Below are 17,270 nucleotides of genomic sequence, written 5' to 3'. Positions count from 1 at the left end.
CGAACAAACGGTGGGAGCAGCGCTGTGGGCGCAAGTGTCGCTGTCGAGCCAAGTCCAAGGTAAGAAAGCCGGCAGCGTAAAATGCCAGTCGGAAGTTACACAAAAGAATTGACACTACCCTGGCTGAGTCAGAGTTGGATGCGGCCCTCGGTGAGACGGGGCAGGACCGAAACCGCGTCCAGTCGAAGCGCCTGCTCCATGTCGGACCGGAACCCGAGACGAGTCAGCTCGCGGCCGTGCGCGGTCACACACAGGGTCTTGACCAACCGAGTCCGTACCGACTGGTAACTGAGCTTGGCGGCAAGGGCTGAATCGGACAGTTCGGCCGAACGTGCCAGCCGGGCGACGATGCCGCCGGCACAGATGAAATCTTCGAGGCTCAGACGACCGTTATCGCCTGCACAGACGAGCGTGACCTCCTCATCACTGGCAAGCTCATCAGCTACACGGGAGAGGTTTAGAAAGCAGCCAAGGTATAGCTTACGAGCGTCCCTGCAGGCAAGTATCGTCCGGCTGCCATTCGTGCTGGTGAAGACAATGACGCGGTTTCTGACCCGGTCCGGGCTATATTCAGCCGGTGAGTTGCCAAGATGAAATCCCTGAATCTTGACGCCTTCTCGCTCTCCACCAAGCACTGCTTCACTTTCTTCATAGGGCTCATACAGCTTGAGGGCCTGCTCAACGTCAGCCGCCGGCAACACATACCTAGCGCCATTGGCCAACGCGGTGGTGATGGTCGTCGTTGCCCGGAAAACGTCAATAACAACAACTGTGCCGTGCTCAGCCAACCCGGTCAACTGCGCTACAACTGGCTGAACGTCAACCCTCATGGACTACACTTCCTCATCCAGCATCGCGGTCGTGACTTTGCCGCGCAAAAAACGACTGCTTCGCAGCAGACGGCGATGGAAAACGGTCGTCGTGGTGATACCGGTGATTTCGGTTTCGGCCAACGCTCGGGAAATCCGTGCGATTGCCCGCTGCCGGTCCACGCCCCAAGCGATGACCTTTGCGACAAGTGGGTCATACTGATGCGGGACCCGGTATCCCGGCAACAGGTATGAGTCAACCCGGACGCCGGGCCCGGCCGGAAGGCGGAGTTCCGTAACAAGTCCTGGGCTAGGCTCAAAGCCCGCGTCTGGGTCCTCAGCACATATCCGGCATTCGATGGCGTGGCCCCGGGGCCGGGCGACATCGGCACCCAGCTCCAGTTTCTCGCCCGCCGCGATGCGCAACTGCTCACACACGATATCAACGCCTGTTACCATTTCTGTAACCGGATGTTCAACCTGAAGCCTGGCGTTCATCTCCATGAAGTAGCAGTTGCCCTCCTTGTCCATTGCAAACTCCACCGTACCGGCATTCACATAACCGGCGGCGCGGGCCACGGCGACTGCCCAAGCTCCAAGTCGGTCGCGCAGAGCATCATCAACAAGAAGCGACGGCGACTCCTCAAGCACCTTCTGGTGACGCCGCTGAGCCGAGCAGTCGCGCTCTCCAAGATGGACAACCCGACCATGTCGGTCGGCTAGAATCTGAATCTCGATGTGATGACAGTCAGCAAGGTACTTCTCAAGATACACCCTGGGACTGCCGAACGCAGCCTTAGCCTCGGCCTGGCACATTCGGAATCCACTCTCCATATCCTTCTCCCGGCGGACAACCCTCATACCCTTGCCACCGCCGCCAGCCGCAGCTTTGACAAGAACAGGGTAGCCGAGGTCCTTCGCTAGCCGGACTGCGTCCTTTGCTTCCCGCACCTCGTCTCCAGAACCAGGAATCACCGGCACGCCGGCTCGAGCTGCGGTCTTGCGGGCCTCGATCTTGTCTCCAAGAAGACGCATGGTCGAAGCAGGTGGGCCGATAAAGGTAACATTGCAGGATTCAGTAGCCTCGCAGAATTCCGGGCTCTCTGAGAGAAAACCGTACCCTGGGTGGAGCGCATCGCACCCGGCGATTTCTGCGGCGGATAGAATGCGCGAAACGTTCAGATAACTGTCCTGGGCCGGTGCCGGGCCGATGCACACTGCTTCATCAGCGAGCAGTACCGGCAGGGAGTCGCGGTCAGCCTCGGAATAAACCAGGACCGATGGGACACCCAGATCTCGGCATGCGCGAATGATGCGGAGGGCAATCTCACCCCGGTTCGCGATCAGCACCTTCTTGAACATGAAAATGGCCTCAGGACTCCAACTCGGCCAGATTCCGGGATTCTGCCCCTATACGCCCTGCCTCTGAAGTCCCTTGCTCCATCTTATTTATTACGCTCTTTCGACATAGGTGTTGGTCCGGGTGTCAATTCGCACCTTGTCACCGACCTTTATGAAGAACGGAACATTCACAACCATGCCGGTCGAAAGCACTGCCCGCTTGCCGCTGCCAGTCGCAGTGTCTCCGCGGTAGTCCGGGTCAGTCTCAACGACCTCAAGGTCAAGGAACATCGGCGGTTGGACATCCACCGGCCGACCTTCGACGTAGAGGACGTCAATCTGTGCGTTCTCGGTAAGGTACATCTTCTTGTCGCCGATGATCTCAGCACTCAAAGTAAACTGGTCGTAGTTCTGAAGGTCCATGAAGTGAAAACCAAGGTCGTCCGAATACATGTACTGACTCCGACGCTGCTCGAACTCAGCTTCCTCAAGTCTGGTCTCGGACTCGAAACTCTCCTCCAGCAGAGCGCCGGTCTTGATGTTCCGGATTTTGGCCAGCACCCGGGCACGACGTTGCGCAGTACGGGTCCTGGAATAGCTCACGACCGAGTAAACCTCGCCCTTGTACTTTATCAGCGTACCATTCTTAAAATCGTTCGGGGTAATCATCTAACTCCTTGAAAAAAGTAATTGGCGGCCAGCTTCCATCTCTCAATTACTACCGATACAGTCTTGGTCGCCCAACCGACGCACATACTCTTCCGGCATCCAAGCAGTGTCGACACCGAGCCTTGCCCGGTCATTGGGAATTGGAAACTGGCCACTTGACTCCTCGACGTATTGTGTTCATAGCTGAATTAGCCGCTTCGGGCTCCTAGTCAGGTTCTCATAGCCGTCACTTGTCACCAACACCATGTCTTCGATGCGCACTCCGCCCAGCCCGGGGATGTAAATGCCGGGCTCGATCGTAACCACGTCACCCGGGGCAAGTCGGTCCTTGGCAGTAGCATGGAGCCCGGGCTGCTCGTGCACTTCGATGCCGACCCCGTGACCAAGCCCGTGGCCGAAACACTCGCCATAGCCCATACCCCTGATGTAATCCCGGGCTCGGGCATCCACCTCCGCACATTTCGCACCCGGACGTATGGCATCAAGCGCTCGCTTCTGTGCCTCAAGCACAATGTAATAGACTTGAGCCAAGTCTGGCTCCGGCTTCCCCAGAAAAACCGTTCGGGTCATATCTGAGCAATAGCCCTGATACCGACAGCCGATGTCGAAAGTTACCACATCTCTTGAGCGCAACCTGCGCCTCGATGGTTCGGCGTGCGGCATGGCTGCGTTCGGCCCGGAAGCTACGATTGCTGGGAACGCGCTCTCGCCTGCTTGTCTGAACCGGAACTCGATCTCTGCAGCAAGGTCGCGCTCGACCATCCCCGGCCGAAGCCGGGCGATGATTTCGCGAAAAACCCTGTCGGTCACGGCTTGAGCCTTGCGGATGAGTTCAAACTCGGACGGCTCCTTCCTGCGGCGCAGTCTGAGCACGATTCCTTTGGCCGGTACGAACCTGACCTTCCGAAGCTGCCGCTTCAGCAGATTGAAGCGGTACACGCTGAGATAGGCCTCTTCAATTCCGAGCTTCTTGATTCCCTTCAGGTGTCTGGTCGGGAAGTCGGCGTACAGGTCGCGCTTGCGCATCTCGCACCGGCATCCGCGCACCTCGCGCTTCATCTGCTCCTTGTACCGGAAATCGGTAAAGAACCAAGCGTTCCTTTGGGTCACAAGCAGCGCACCGTTCGAGCCGGTGAAACCGCACAGGTACCGAACGTTAGGCAGGTCGGAAACGAGCATCGCCGATAAACCTTCCTTGGCCATCAGCCGACGCAGTGCAGTAATGCGTTTTCTCATGCGTCCGGATTCTATTGCCGAGGCCTGCTTGAGTCAAGGCAGCGCGGGTTGTTCGAGCCTGCTGAATTGATATAATAGCTCGTGGTATCGTACCAACTTCATCGGAGACAAACAGCACTCTTGGTGTTATTCACCGCAGGTATGTCGCTTGCCAGCGTGCTCCAGATTCACTGTCTGAACGTTGGCCAAGGCGATGCGACGCTTGTTGTCTCGCCGACAGGTCGGACTATGCTCATCGACGCCGGTTACGATAGTCTTGGCATCAAAAAGGTCCTCCCGTGGCTCGACAGCCTCGGTATCCGAAGCCTCGACTGGGTCGTCGCCACTCACTACCACGCTGACCATATCGGCGGTCTCGATGAGGTCATATCAGGACTCGGCCAAGACTCTATCAAACAGGCAGTGTTTGACCGTGGGTGGTCCTATAGCACCAGTGCCTATGAAGACTATGTGCAAGCTGCAGGCGCCAAACGGCGGACGATTACCGAGAACATTGTGCTGGACCTGGGTGCCGGTGCGATCGCAACCTGCCTCGGCCTGAACGGCAATTACCAGCTCACCGAGCCGTTCACCGACCCGCCCTGGAGCGAAAACGACCTATCAATCGCACTCCGCATCTCGTACGGCCGGTTCGACTTCTCGATATCAGGCGACCTTAGCGGCGAAAGCACTCCGTACTACCGCGACATCGAAACCTCGGTCGCGCCTGAAATCGGGCCGGTGGAGGTCCTGCGCGTCAATCACCACGGCAGTGAGTACAGCTCGAACCCGCACTTCTGCTCAACCCTGTCTCCCCTGGCTTCGGTCATTTCCTGCGGCAAGAACGACTATGGCCATCCGAACCCCGGGGTCGTGAGCCGGCTGCGTTCCTATGGCCCGGTATACCAGACTGCAGACCGCCGCGGCCGCGCAGTGGACGGCGACATCGTTATCACGACTAACGGATCAAGCTTTGTTATCGAAGACGATACGTTTGAGTGCAAAGTTGGCGTTGCGGAAACAGAAGGCGGCAAGTTGCCGACGCTGAACATTGGCCCAACAATCTGTCGTGGCAAGCTCCTTCTGCCTCCTTCACTGTTTTCTGCTCACTACCTACTACTGACTTCATCGGGCCGCAAAGCTCTCACACTCCGGCCGGGCACAAACGACGTTACCCGACTCCCGACCGGCATATACTTCGCCGTCACCGCGCCAGCCCACTCTCTTCCTTATGCAGGGATGAGAGTTGGCGGGTCGGAACGGACACCCGGCCTTGAACGTAGACTAGCGGATGTGACGAAAGTTGTCATCGTCCGCTAACGCGCGGCTGACTCATTGCGACTCTCTGCGTGTCTGCGAATCCCAGTCTATACTCGATCCTACGTTCGCTTACGTCAGAAACTCACCACATGCTCAACCCGGGCCGCTCTTCCGCACTCTGCCCCGGCTTGTGTTCCTCATTGCTCCCGCTACAATTACCGTAGTGAGCAACGCATTGGAGGTCCACGATGCCGCTACCCGACCTGCGCTCCCAGGCAACCCGTCGCAACCCGGATGAACTGGTCAAGCATCTCAAGAGCTTCGAGCTTGAACTGAAGTTCTCAGCCGGTATCTGGTTCTTCTCGCCTTCAGACAGCCGGTTCCATAAGAAGTACAAACCGAACTTGGACATCCGTCAGCGGCTGGACATCGCGGCCAAGCTCAAGGACTATGGACTCGGCGGCCTTGAGGCTCATTACCCGAACGAAATCAATGAAGACAACGCAGAACTGTGGAGGAAGTTCTGCAAGGACACCGGCCTCAAGCTGGTGACTATCGTTCCTCTTCTATTCCGCGACCCCGAGTTCGAATGGGGTTCGCTCTCCAGCCCCCTGCCCAAGGCCCGGCAGAAAGCGATAGAAATCACCAAGCGGGCGTTCGTGATGGACCGCGAGTTCGACACGGAGTTCGCGGTTGTCTGGCCCGGCATAGACGGGTACGAGAACCCGTTCGGCATTGACTTCCCGGCTATGCGTGACCGCTTCGCGCAAGGACTGGCCGAAGCGATGGACGCGGTACCGGGCGTGCGTGTGGCGTTCGAGCCCAAGCCCTACGAACCCCGCGGCCACATCATCTACGGCACAACGCCTGAAGGAATGCTCCTCTGCCACCAGGTTGAGGAATTGCTCACGAATGAGGACAACAAGCAACTGCTGGTTGAGGGACACGCGCTTGTCGGCCTCAATCCTGAAGTCGGTCACGCGCTGATGGCCTGCGAAGACCTGCCCTATGCCTACTCGTGGCCCTTGTCCGAAGGCCGCCTGTGCCATATGCACTTGAACAGCCAGCCATTGGGCAACTATGACCAGGACCTGAACGTGGGCGTGATTTCCCCTGAGCAGATGGAAGCCCTGCTCTACGTACTCAAGATGCACGGCTATCGAGGCTGGTTCGGCATAGACATTAACCCGGAGCGGATGCCGGTCGAGACTGCACTGCAAATCAGTATGGATGCCCTCCGCGCGGCGAATGACCGCATCAACGAACTCGACCATGAGTCCATCGTGTACGCGACCAACAATCCCGACAAGGCACGCGGATGGCTGGAGGCGTATCTGGTGCGTGCAAGGGCGGCTCACCCGGAACGATTATCGCTACTGGAACCACTGAGACGGGACACTCGCTCCGATGCTTGAAATTCGGCACAGTTCGGAGTAGAAGTTGAGCGTGGAGAACGGAATAGGCCAGGCGCCCGAAGGCGAAAAAGGCTTGCCGTCGGCTCCGGTCCGCCGCATAGAGCAGGCCATACTGGTCATCCGCGGACATCGCGTGATGCTCAGCTCCGACTTGGCCGTACTCTACGGCGTGCCAGCCCGCCGTCTGAACGAACAGGTGAGGCGCAATGCCGAGCGTTTCCCCGAAGATTTCATGTTCCAACTGACGCCGGGCGAACGGAGAATCTTGAAGTCGCAAATTGCGACTTCAAGTTGGGGTGGGGCAAGAAGAGCTCCACCCTACGCGTTCACAGAACAAGGAGTGGCGATGCTGTCGAGCGTGCTTCGCGGCAAACGTGCGGCGCAAGTGAATGTCGAGATAATGCGGACTTTCGTCCGGCTCCGCCGCATCTTGGCCGAGAACGCGGGCCTGGCCCGACGGCTGGACGAACTGGAGAAGAAGTACAACGTCCAGTTCAAGGTCGTGTTCGACGCCATCCGCGGGCTGATGCAACCGCCGGAACCGAAGAAAGGCCGCATCGGCTTCCGCCCAGACGGCTTCGGCCCTGACCAGACCGGCCCCGGCTCTGACTTCATCGCCCGCGAGCGCGCGATCGCCACTCGCCAGCGTCGTTCAAGGGGTGAGAAGCGTGAGTAATCCTACAGCAGTCTAAGGAGGCAAGTGATGGTAACCACCAGTGGAAACTGCAGTCTCGCAGAGAAATGCGAGCAACAGCTCGATCCGCGCTGCTACGGCTGCGGATTCCAGCACTTCGACGAGGTGCATGACGCCTCGCCCAACAATGAGGTGGTTAACGCTCTGTGGTCAAGGTACTTCGAACTAGTCCAACGTAGCCGCAGATCCACGGGCAGCAGGATTCCGCTCGACGAGGTGCTGCGCGATTGGCTGGAGAAGAAGACAGGGTGGGTTCTGTGTCAGGGTGATGAGTTGAGAGACAGGACGGCGGAGCACGACATACCCTTCAAGGCTAAGTGCGATGCATGCTTCAGAAAGAAAGACGGAAGATACGTGCTGCTAGAGGTGAAGGGTTACGGAATGGATACGAACTCAATCCTGTCAGCTATCACCGCAGCGATGCTGGTGAGCAATGGTAAGAAGTTTGGAGGCGACAGGTCCGCTTTCTACTACCTCGGTGTCGGCGTGGGGTCGCGGGGCGGAACACACCACGCGATAGGCCATAGTGACTTCGCGGCGAATCCATACGTGACGTGGGCGGAAAAACATAGATTCATCTCCTTCATAGGCCTGCCCGAGCTGGACAGGCTAGTCATGGACTCCGGGGTTGGATTCTGATTCCTGCAGTCCTCGTCAATCCCAATGATATTCTCCGAGACGCCGAGTAGTGAGGTCAGTCTTCTACCCGGCGGTTCCCATCAAGTCGTTGCTGCTGACAGAGATGAGAGGGCCAGATCGTGGGCACGGATGAAGATGACCTGTGTATGGGGCGTGTAGCGTGAAGCCTCTTCTCCTCGGCATTGACATCGGCACCACCGGTGCCAAAGCGGTGCTGATAGACAGCCCAGGCGACGTGCTCGCCGAACACACGACCGAGTACCCGATGGCAACACTACGGCCCGGCTGGGCCGAGCAGGATCCGGCGGACTGGTGGCAGGCGGCTGTCCGAAGCGTCCGACAAGTCTTATCTTCGTCCAAGTTCAAGCCGCAGGACATCGCGGGCATCGGCCTGACAGGCCAGATGCACGGGCTGGTTCTGCTGGACGAGAAGGACAAGGTACTGCGGCCCTGCATAATGTGGAACGACCAGCGCACGGCCAAGCAGTGCGAGGACATCAACCGCCGGGTTGGCTTGGACCGCATCATCACAATCACCGGCAAACCTGCCCTGACCGGCTTCACCGCGGGCAAGATTCTGTGGGTGCGCGAGAACGAACCTGACGTCTATGCCCGGGCGCGGCACATCCAACTGCCAAAGGATTACGTCCGACTGCGTCTCACCGGCGAGTATGCGATTGACGTGGCCGACGCGTCAGGCACGAACCTGCTCGACACCGGCAGGCGCGCCTGGTCGGAAGAAGTAGTCGGTCTGCTGGACATACCCTTGGACTGGCTGCCGAAAGTACACGAGTGCCACGAAGTTGTCGGCCGCATCACTGCGCAGGCCGCAGAAGAAACCGGACTGCTTTCTGGCACACCCGTGGTCGTCGGCGCGGGCGACCAGGCCACCCAGTCCGTCGGCACTGGCATCGTAGATGAGGGCGTTGTCTCTGTTACCATCGGCACTTCAGGAGTGGTATTCGCCGCCACAAACGACTACCGGCCGGATAAGACTGGCAGAATGCACGCCTACTGCCACGCGGCACCGGGCCGATGGCATCTGATGGGCGTGACACTCTCTGCCGGAGGCAGCCTGCGCTGGCTGCGGGATACGCTCTGGCGAAGAACAGAACTGCATCCAGAGATTACGCAGATTGCCGCACCCTCACCCTCTCCCTCCCCCTTGAAGGGGGAGGGAATGGAAGGAAGGGGGTGTTCGACAACCGAACACGAATCTGTGAAATCTGCGAAATCTACTGATGGGCAATCCGGCCCGGACCTGTATGACCTGATGACGGCAGAAGCGTCACGAATCCCGGCCGGCAGTGAAGGCCTGCTCTTCCTGCCCTATCTTTCCGGCGAACGCTGCCCGCATCCAGACCCGAATGCCCGCGGCGTGTTCTTCGGCCTGTCTCTGCGCCACTCCCTGCCCCACCTGACACGGGCCGTGATTGAAGGAGTTACCTTCAGCCTGCGCGACTGCCTGGAACTACTGTGCGAACACAATCTGGCCTGCGGCCGCATACGCGTATCAGGCGGCGGTTCCCGCTCCGCGTTCTGGCGTCAGGTAATGGCCGATGTCTTCAACGCAGAAGTGGTGACCGTGAACATCACACAAGGCGCTGCATTTGGCGCGGCCCTGCTCGCCGGCGTGGGTACGGACACCTATGCCTCTGCTCAGGAAGCCTGCGCCCGCACCATACGGGAGACAGGCAGTACGAAGCCAGGGCCGGACCGAAAAGCCTACGACGACTACTACCAGCGCTACCGTGCGCTGTACCCGAAACTGAAGGACGAGTTCGCGCTCCTGGCCGATGCGGCCGGGCGACACTAGGAGAAACATATGGACATGCTGAAGGTCGAAGGCACAAGTATCGTCGACGCGAAAGGCAGGAAAGTGCGCCTGCGCGGATTCGGAGTGGGCGGCTGGATGAACTCGGAAAACTTCATCAACGGCTACCCCGGGTTCGAGTCCGGGCTCCGCGCCGCGCTGGCTGAAGAACTCGGCCCGGCCAAAGCCGAGTTCTTCTGGGACCGAATGCTTGACTGCTTCCTAGCCGAGGACGACATCAAGCTGATGAAAGAACTGGGCTGCACGGTTGTGCGCCTGCCCCTGAACTACCGTCACTTTGAGGCGGACGAGGCCCCGGGCGTCTGGCTGGAAAAGGGATACAACCGGCTGAACCAGGTGCTTGCCTGGTGCCGCAAGCACGAGTTGTACGCCATCCTGGATATGCACGCGGTTCCCGGCTGGCAGGACCCTGACTGGCACTCAGACCACTACGGACGCCTGACCCTTATCTGGTCGCACAAGCAGTTCCAGGACCGCTTCGTTGCACTCTGGGAGGAGTTCGCCCGGCGCTATAAGGACGAGGCGGTCATCGCTGGATACAACATAATGAACGAGCCTGTAACCGGCGTGCCCTGGGGCTTCTTTGGCTTCCTCTACAAGTCCAACTGGGACGCACTCAACCGCCTCAACCGCAGAACCATCGAGGCGATTCGCAGGATTGACCCGAACCATATTATCTTCCTTGAAGGCGACAAATTCTCGGTGCTGTTCACCGGTATGGATGCACCCTTTGCCGACAACCTGGTCTACTCCAGCCACAACTACATACGGCCCTGCCTTGGCATCGGCCCGTACCCCGGTGAATTCCAAGGCGCTCGCTGGGACAAGACAGCAATCGCTTCCAACTTCGCCGAGCAGGAAGGCACGCAGTTCTGCCGCAGGCACGGTGTTCCGCTCTGGGTGGGCGAGTTCGGCGCGGCTCTGGACGGCAAAGCCGAAGAAGTCCCTGACCGCTTGCGGGCTCTGGACGACCAGATTGACGTATTCGAACAGGCACAGGTGGACTGGACAATCTGGACCTGGAAAGATATGGGAATGATGGGCCTTGCCACTGTTGATCCGGAATCAGACTACGCCAGAACTATAGCACCGGTACTCAAGGCCAAGCGAGAACTTGGTACCGACTGCTGGGTCTCCAACCAGCCGCAGACTCAGGTGCAGAAACAGGCGGCCAGGCTTGCAGACGCGATTCTGGCCAGACTGCCGGAAACAGGCGTTGACCCGGCCCAGTTCCGCTTCTACGTTCAGCAGTCTCTACTCAGCAACTTCACCGGCGCATTCCTGCAACCGCTCTACGCCCGCTGTTTCAAGGGAATGACCGAGGCCCAGCTCGACCGGACTATGCAGTCCTTCGCGCTCCCCAACTGCCGCATCAACCAGGGGCTGAAAAAGGTGTTGTCGAAACACCTCTCGCTCCCATGATGCGCCACGGCTGCAAGCATTGCAGACGAAGCCTCGGCTCAGAATCAGCTATAGCATCATTCACGATGCCATTCTGAAGATAGTGGTAGCGTACCCGGCTGAAGAATGGCCGGACCTTCCTAATCTGTTCGCTAATGCATCTCACTGCGGGAAGGTCGAACCCCGTTTGCTTCATACCGTTCGCCAACTGGATACTGTCCAAAGACAGCCTCGAACCCGAATAGGCTCAGTCCGCTCCCCTGTCTTTGCCCTCCACTCCCCGCCAATCCCTTCTCGCTCCGCGTTCAGCACTCGTCGTTCAGAATTGCCCGGACCTTCTCTTCACGCGCCGTAATCCGAGTAATTTGCGTTCCACGGTCTGCTTCTCACCATGGCCCTGCCTGGGGTTCGGTCCGAGGCCCCGTAGCTTGAACGTCACCAGAATGAGGCACCGCTTCTGCTACAAGTCCGGCGACTACACCCATCACACCTTGGTGCACAAGACCGGTTGCAAGGCCTAGACCAGAACCGACTACCTGTGGAGCGAGTCCAGGCCGGAACAGTATGGGTAGCCCGGACTGAGTTGAAAAGGCTATCTGCCAACACTACCACAACTTGGCGCAAACTCGAAGATGCCTTGGGGTAGCCGCCCCCCCCCCCAGCGACCCCTACCCTTGAATTATCAGCCCTAGAGTTCTGCCCAACCTGCTGAAAACACAGTCCTTACACCCCGCACACACGAATAGTTCAACTGCGATTTCTTGCAAAGGCATCGGGAAGCTGAAAGTACACGAAATTCCAACCTCCAAGACACTGATGCCAACCCACCCAGCACTACAAGCATCCCGAACTGCGGACTTCTATCCACTCAAAGGACATGGTGCTAAAGGCGGAGCCATATGGGCCCGCAGCTCTGACGTCTGCGTACGGCCAAGGAGCCTGTTCTGCATGGGCAACCACAACGCACTGCTCCGCATTTGGGACTCACCACTCAACACGTTCTCTTTTCTCCCTTCAGTCCTCCCCTCTTCTATCCTCGACCCTTCCGGTTCAGCGCTCAGTGCTCAGCGTTTAGGGTTGTCCTCCTACCTCGACGCATCTTTGATCAGTATTGTGTCCACTTTTCCCCATCGTCCGTCTCGTGTCTTTCGTGTTCTCGTCGCTCCAGCATCAGTGTTCCTCTCCATCGGTAGGCTTTGACGCACGCGTTTCCGGCCCTACAATAGGCGCGTGAAATCGAGCCGCAAGCCGCAGACCCGCTTCCTTGCTATTGACCTCGGCACTGAGTCAGGCCGCGCAGTCGCCGGCACTCTCAAAGCCGGCAAGCTGGCAGTAGAGGAAATCCATCGCTTCCCCAATCGTATGGTCAATGTGCACGGACACTGGTACTGGGACATCTGGCATCTGTATGAGGAAATCAAGCAGGCCATGCGGGCCTACGCGAAGCTTGCCCGCACCCGGCTCCAGACCATCGGCATTGACACCTGGGGCGTGGATTTCGGGCTGCTGGCGAGCGACGGCTCAATCCTCGGCCTGCCCTTTTCCTACCGCGACCCACGAACCCGAGGAATGATTCCCAAGTTCCAGAAGCTCGTACCCAGGCAACGCATCTACGAGTTGACCGGCATCCAGTTCATGAACGTGAATACCTTGTACCAGTTGTACTCGATGGTCAGGGAGAAGTCGCCGCTCCTGGATGTCGCCAGCGACCTCTTGTTCATGCCCGACCTGTTCAACTACCTTCTGACCGGCCAGAAAGCAACCGAATTCACCTTTGCCACTACCTCTCAGCTCTACAACCCATTCAAGCAAGAGTGGGCCGGCGAGCTGTTCAAGGCTGTTGGTGTCCCGGTGAAGCTGATGCAGAGAGTTGTCCGCCCGGGCAGCATCATCGGCAAAGTCCTGCCCAGAGTGTGCGAGGAAACCGGTTTTCCCCGCTGTCCGGTTGTCGCTACCACGAGTCACGATACCGCGGCCGCAGTTGCCGCCATTCCTGCCCAAGGTAATGACTGGGCCTACATCAGTTCCGGCACCTGGTCCCTGGTTGGTGTGGAGACCTCAAGACCCAACACGAGCGAGGCCGCATTCAAGCACAACTTCACCAACGAAGGCGGCATCGGCGGTACTTTCCGTCTGCTCAAGAACGTCACCGGCCTATGGCTTCTGCGGCGCTGTCTGGATGAATGGAACGAACGTGGCCAGCTAAACTACGATTCTTTTCTGAAAGCAGTGGCAAGGCAGCCATTCCCAGAGACTCTTCTTGACCCGGATTGGCCTCAGTTCGCCTACCCGGGCAGCATGACTTCGCTCGTTGACCGCTATTGCGACCAGACAGGACAGAAAGTGCCCTTCTGGCCCCGGGAATTCGGCAGTGTCATCCTGACCAGCCTGGCACTGAAGTACCGCTGGGTACTGGACAAACTGCGTGCGCTTCACAAGCATCCGATACGTCGGATTCACATTGTCGGCGGCGGGTCAAAGAACGGCCTGCTGTGCCAGATGGCCGCTGACGCCACCGGTTTGCCGGTATATGCCGGGCCAGCCGAGGCCACGGCCATCGGCAACGTTATGGTTCAGGCGATGGCACTCGGCCTGGTTTCGTCCCCTCAAGAGATTCGTCAGGTAGTCAGGGCATCGTTCAAGGTGAAGGAGTACACACCCGGACCCTCCCGGCAATGGGACAAGGCATACGAACGCTTCTGCGAGATAGCAGGGTGAGAAAGTGAAACACGAGCAAGACTACCGGCAGGCAAGCGGGCGCTACGCCGAGTTGGGCGTCAATACCGACGACGTCTTAGACCAGCTCGGCAAGATATCTCTTTCTCTGCCCTGCTGGCAACTGGACGACGTTACCGGGTTCGAGCCAAAGTCGCACTCTCTGGAAGGGTCAGGCCTGGCAGTGACCGGCAACAGCCCGGGCCGGCCCCGCAACGCCTGTGAACTGCGCCAAGACGCGGCCCAAGCGATGTCCCTGATTCCGGGAAAGCACCGACTGAATCTCCACTCCATCTACGGCGAGTTCTCACGGTTGGTGAGCCGCAATCGTATTCTGCCGGAGCACTTTCAGCCCTGGGTTGAATGGGCAAAGAAGCGCGGCATCGGCTTGGACTTCAACGCCACTCTGTTCGGCCACGCGCATGCTGCCACCGGCTTCACGCTGTCACACTATGATGAATCAATCCGCCGGTTCTGGATAGAACACGTGCAGGCCTGCCGCGAAATCAGCGCGTACATTGGCCGTAGTCTGGGTACTGCTTGCCTCCATAATCTATGGATTCCTGATGGCCAGAAAGATATGCCAGCTGACCGGTTCCAACGCCGGGCACTACTACTGCGTTCCCTAGAAGAAATATATGCCAGGTCCTACCCGGCAGAGGAAATGAGAGACTCGGTCGAGTCCAAGCTGTGGGGCATCGGCTCGGAATCGTTCGTAACAGGCTCTTACGACTTCTACTACGGCTACGCCCTCAAGCGCGGCCTTATCCTGTGTCTGGACACCGGCCACTTCCACCCCACGGAGTCAGTGGCCGACAAACTGTCTGCCCTGCTCCAGTTCACAGATACCCTTCTTCTCCACATCAGCCGGGGCGTGCGCTGGGACTCTGACCACGTGCCGGTGCTCGATGACCAGTTGCGCGAACTGGCACAGGAGATTGTCCGCTGCGGCATGGGACGGTTCAACATCGCACTCGACTTCTTCGATGCCTCGCTGAACCGGGTAGGCGCTCTGGTTCTGGCCGCGCGTGCCGTGCAACAGGCCCTGCTTCTAGCCCTGCTCGAACCACAGGCACGGCTGGCAGAACTCGCCAGCGACAACCTTGGCCGCTCCGCACTGCTGGAACAGCTGAAAGCCATGCCTTGGCCTGCTGTGTGGGACGAATTCTGCCGCCGGCAATCAGTACCAGTGGGCATGGACTGGTTGAACGAAGTACGGACGTACGAACGGGAAGTACAGAGCAAGCGTGGATAACATCAAGCTCCACAACTCACGCCTCATGCTTCACGCTCCGACAAAAGAAAGATGTCAGAACTGAGTCCCTTCGCTGGTTCTCGGATTCCTTGCTCTCTTCGTTCTTGGTGTCTTTGTGGTGAACTTTTACTCCGATTCTAAGCCCTGGACCCGCTGGTGGTGGTTCAACGTCGAGTTGAAGGATGAAGACATCCGCGGCCAACTGGACTGGGCCAAGGCCAACGGCTTCGGTGGTGTGGAACTCGCTTTTGTCTATCCGCTGCCTGGCCAGCCGCGCGGCCCGGACTGGCTCAGCCCCGAATGGTCGCAGAAGGTCGCTCTTGCCAAGCACTACTGCGACTCCATCGGCCTGGGCTGTGACTTCACCTTCGGCACGCTCTGGCCCTTCGGCGGCTCGTTCATCGCACCCGAGGATGCCTCGCAGACCTTTGCCGGCCCGTCTAAACAGAAGCTGGGCCGCTCGTGGGAACTGCCGGTCGAAGGTCGGATTCTGAACCACCTCAGCGCAGAAGCGATCGAGCGCTACTCGGCCCGAATGAGCTCGGCTCTGGCCGAAGCCCTCAAGGGTTCGCGATCGGCTCTGTTCTGCGACTCCTGGGAAGTGGAAACAGAAGGACTGTGGACCGAAGGATTCGGCGAATCATTCCAGGCGAAGTACGGCTACGACGTTGAACCCTTCATGCCTGAGCTCGACAAGCATCCGGGCATCAGATACGACTACCGCAAGCTCATCGCCGAGTATGTACTCGAAAGTTTCTATCGGCCCTTCACGGAAGTCAGCCACAGGCTGGGCTCTTTCACCCGGGTACAATGTCATGGTGCTCCTACCGATCTCTTGGCCGCATACGCCGCGGTGGACGTTCCAGAGTCAGAGGCGATTCTTTTCGACCCGGAGTTCTCCCGTATCCCTGCTTCAGCCGCCACACTTACGGGCAAGCCAGTTGTTTCGGCCGAGGCATTCACCTGCCTTTACGGCTGGGTTCCCTGGCCTGGTCCGGGACAACATCAAGGCAAAGAACAGGTGGCTGATCTGAAACTCCTGGCCGACGCCTTGTTCGCCAATGGCATCAATCACATCTTCTGGCACGGAATGCCATACCAGCCACATCGCTTCTATGCCACGGTCCACGTCGGGCCGGACGGAGCGCTCGCACCTCACCTGCCGGCATTCAATGCCTATATGGAAAAGGTGTGCCGCCTGATGAAACAGGGTCGCACCTATTCGGACGTCGCTGTTTATCTGCCACTTGAGGACAACCTGATGCTGGGCGAACTGCCGAAGAAACTGCAGAAGCCGAGTGCGAAGTACCACTGGGAGATGCACTATCTGCGACCGCCGGCAGAATTGACCGGTTTTCACCCGCTGTGGGTGTCGCACCACTTCCTGAAAAATGCGAGGTACGAGAAACACAGACTGCTCTGTGGCGATGCTACGTTCAGTCTACTCTACCTTGACTGCGAGTGGCTTGACTCAGAAGCACTGGACGACATCCTGCGCCTGGCCCGTCAGGGATTACCTGTATGTCTGAAGCAGAAACCGAAACAACCTGGTCACGTGCAGACCGGAAACTACTATCACCAGCTCAGTATGCTTGTGTCCCTGCCCAATGTGAGTCCTGACTTCAAGCACGTTGTTCGCTCAAGACCACTGGTTGAGACTGATATTCTGATCGACTACTGGTGCCGGGAGATTGACGGCGACCGCCTCATCTTCTTCGCCAACCCGGGCTCCCGGAACCTGACCTACCCGCTTGAGTATGGTCAGGCACACAAGGACGCAAGTAGCCCCGTGACCGTCAGCATCAAACTCCAGACCTCCAAGGAACTGGAACTTAGATTCGCCCCTCATCAATCCTTGCTACTGAAGGTTTCCAAGTCCGGAGCTCCGGGCTTCGAAAATCTGGATTACGTTCCACCCGTCATAGACTGAACGATCTGGCAGTAACCTGTTCTCGTCTGCGGCCTGCTCGCCGGCAAAATGAATTAGGGATAACCGTCTCCTACGTTGAAGTACCAGTGAATA

The 17,270-nt window shown here is 58.5% G+C and carries 13 protein-coding genes; 9 read left to right on the top strand and 4 right to left on the bottom strand.

All coding sequences use genetic code 11. From position 1 onward, the window contains the following. Positions 1-128: 128 nt before the first annotated feature. The 4 genes from ABIL25_03180 to ABIL25_03165 form a co-directional block, all read right to left on the bottom strand. The gene (locus ABIL25_03180) at positions 129-830 is read right to left on the bottom strand and encodes a 2-phosphosulfolactate phosphatase (GenBank protein ID MEO0081281.1); all 702 of its coding nucleotides are present in this window, start codon (positions 828-830) and stop codon (positions 129-131) included. 3 nt (positions 831-833) lie between these two features. Beyond that, complete coding sequence (accC, locus tag ABIL25_03175) at positions 834-2,171, bottom strand: acetyl-CoA carboxylase biotin carboxylase subunit (GenBank protein MEO0081280.1); 1,338 nt, start codon at positions 2,169-2,171, stop codon at positions 834-836. 90 nt (positions 2,172-2,261) lie between these two features. After that, a complete protein-coding gene (efp, locus tag ABIL25_03170; protein MEO0081279.1) occupies positions 2,262-2,819 on the bottom strand; it encodes an elongation factor P in 558 nt (185 codons plus the stop codon). Between the two features lie 177 nt (positions 2,820-2,996). Beyond that, positions 2,997-4,055, bottom strand: coding sequence for a Xaa-Pro peptidase family protein (locus ABIL25_03165; protein ID MEO0081278.1), 1,059 nt, complete (start codon positions 4,053-4,055; stop codon positions 2,997-2,999). A 123-nt stretch (positions 4,056-4,178) separates the two neighbouring features. Here ABIL25_03165 and ABIL25_03160 point away from each other — a divergent pair, with 123 nt between their 5' ends. The 9 genes from ABIL25_03160 to ABIL25_03120 all read left to right on the top strand — a co-directional run bounded on the left by ABIL25_03160 (position 4,179) and on the right by ABIL25_03120 (position 17,177). Next, a complete protein-coding gene (locus tag ABIL25_03160) occupies positions 4,179-5,354 on the top strand; it encodes an MBL fold metallo-hydrolase (protein ID MEO0081277.1) in 1,176 nt (391 codons plus the stop codon). A 188-nt stretch (positions 5,355-5,542) separates the two neighbouring features. Continuing rightward, positions 5,543-6,709, top strand: a complete 1,167-nt coding sequence (locus ABIL25_03155) for a TIM barrel protein (protein ID MEO0081276.1) — start codon at positions 5,543-5,545, stop codon at positions 6,707-6,709. Positions 6,710-6,740: 31 nt separating this feature from the next. Further along, a complete protein-coding gene (locus ABIL25_03150; GenBank protein ID MEO0081275.1) occupies positions 6,741-7,385 on the top strand; it encodes an ORF6N domain-containing protein in 645 nt (214 codons plus the stop codon). A gap of 27 nt (positions 7,386-7,412) precedes the next feature. Next, a complete protein-coding gene (locus ABIL25_03145; protein ID MEO0081274.1) occupies positions 7,413-8,042 on the top strand; it encodes a hypothetical protein in 630 nt (209 codons plus the stop codon). 160 nt (positions 8,043-8,202) lie between these two features. Next, positions 8,203-9,858 carry a xylulokinase gene (gene xylB, locus ABIL25_03140; GenBank protein MEO0081273.1) on the top strand — a complete coding sequence of 552 codons (1,656 nt, stop codon included), beginning with the start codon at positions 8,203-8,205 and terminating at the stop codon, positions 9,856-9,858. A gap of 9 nt (positions 9,859-9,867) precedes the next feature. Beyond that, positions 9,868-11,298: a glycoside hydrolase family 5 protein gene (locus tag ABIL25_03135; protein MEO0081272.1), complete on the top strand. Its 1,431-nt coding sequence runs from the start codon at positions 9,868-9,870 to the stop codon at positions 11,296-11,298. Between the two features lie 1,209 nt (positions 11,299-12,507). Next, positions 12,508-13,995, top strand: a complete 1,488-nt coding sequence (locus tag ABIL25_03130) for a rhamnulokinase family protein (GenBank protein ID MEO0081271.1) — start codon at positions 12,508-12,510, stop codon at positions 13,993-13,995. 4 nt (positions 13,996-13,999) lie between these two features. Then, positions 14,000-15,247 (top strand): L-rhamnose isomerase, encoded by a 1,248-nt coding sequence (locus tag ABIL25_03125; protein ID MEO0081270.1) that lies wholly within the window; start codon positions 14,000-14,002, stop codon positions 15,245-15,247. Positions 15,248-15,362: 115 nt separating this feature from the next. After that, complete coding sequence (locus ABIL25_03120; GenBank protein MEO0081269.1) at positions 15,363-17,177, top strand: glycosyl hydrolase; 1,815 nt, start codon at positions 15,363-15,365, stop codon at positions 17,175-17,177. Positions 17,178-17,270 lie beyond the last annotated feature (93 nt).

The organism is candidate division WOR-3 bacterium, assembly GCA_039801365.1.
GTDB lineage: Bacteria > Hydrothermota > Tepidihabitantia > Tepidihabitantales > Tepidihabitantaceae > JBDRUN01.
This window is presented reverse-complemented; position numbering and strand designations above follow the sequence as displayed.

Bases quoted from the DNA above. Each gene is read 5' to 3' on its own strand.
- ABIL25_03180 (MEO0081281.1), bottom strand. From the start codon at position 830: ATGAGGGTTGACGTTCAGCCAGTTGTAGCGCAGTTGACCGGGTTGGCT.
- accC (MEO0081280.1), bottom strand. From the start codon at position 2,171: ATGTTCAAGAAGGTGCTGATCGCGAACCGGGGTGAGATTGCCCTCCGC.
- efp (MEO0081279.1), bottom strand. From the start codon at position 2,819: ATGATTACCCCGAACGATTTTAAGAATGGTACGCTGATAAAGTACAAG.
- ABIL25_03165 (MEO0081278.1), bottom strand. From the start codon at position 4,055: ATGAGAAAACGCATTACTGCACTGCGTCGGCTGATGGCCAAGGAAGGT.
- ABIL25_03155 (MEO0081276.1), top strand. From the start codon at position 5,543: ATGCCGCTACCCGACCTGCGCTCCCAGGCAACCCGTCGCAACCCGGAT.
- ABIL25_03145 (MEO0081274.1), top strand. From the start codon at position 7,413: ATGGTAACCACCAGTGGAAACTGCAGTCTCGCAGAGAAATGCGAGCAA.
- ABIL25_03135 (MEO0081272.1), top strand. From the start codon at position 9,868: ATGGACATGCTGAAGGTCGAAGGCACAAGTATCGTCGACGCGAAAGGC.